Source organism: Shewanella sp. Isolate13 (assembly GCF_022398325.1).
Taxonomy (GTDB): Bacteria; Pseudomonadota; Gammaproteobacteria; order Enterobacterales; family Shewanellaceae; genus Shewanella.
Window position 1 is genome coordinate 1 of sequence record NZ_JAKEVD010000077.1, and the last position, 744, is coordinate 744.

General features: G+C 42.5%; 2 rRNA genes. Both read left to right on the forward strand.

What is annotated here, in order from left to right:
* A 16S ribosomal RNA gene (locus L1D44_RS21670) occupies positions 1 to 184 on the forward strand; the annotation flags it as partial.
* Positions 185 to 512: 328 nt separating this feature from the next.
* A 23S ribosomal RNA gene (locus L1D44_RS21675) occupies positions 513 to 744 on the forward strand; the annotation flags it as partial.

Sequence of the window (744 nt, forward strand, 5' to 3'; positions counted from 1 at the left end):
CAGAATGCTACGGTGAATACGTTCCCGGGCCTTGTACACACCGCCCGTCACACCATGGGAGTGGGCTGCACCAGAAGTAGATAGCTTAACCTTCGGGAGGGCGTTTACCACGGTGTGGTTCATGACTGGGGTGAAGTCGTAACAAGGTAGCCCTAGGGGAACCTGGGGCTGGATCACCTCCTTACCTATACGACTAACTTGACTCTGTTAGTAAGAAATTGCGTTGAGTGTCTACACAGATTGCTTGTTAATGAGCAAACATATCCTACTTCACGTAGTTGATATCGTTCTTTAAAAATTTGGAAAGCTGATAGTAATAATCGAAAGATTATTGCGAAATTAAAAATTGAGTTCTCAAAACACTTAACATTAAGTGTCTTGGATTACAGTTTAACGACTGTGATTAAAATTCTAATTTTGGCGAAAGTAGAAACCATTAGTTGCGATACGACTGTTTTATCTACCCTGATAAAACAAACGGATAWTCTCATAGAGACTTATTTGGGTTGTATGGTTAAGTGACTAAGCGTATATGGTGGATGCCTTGGCAGTCAGAGGCGATGAAGGACGTAGTAACTTGCGAAAAGCGTTGGCGAGCTAGTAACAAGCATTTGAGCTAACGATGTCCGAATGGGGAAACCCACTAGCATAAGCTAGTATCATTAACTGAATACATAGGTTAATGAGGCGAACCCGGGGAACTGAAACATCTAAGTACCCGGAGGAAAAGAAATCAACCGAGAT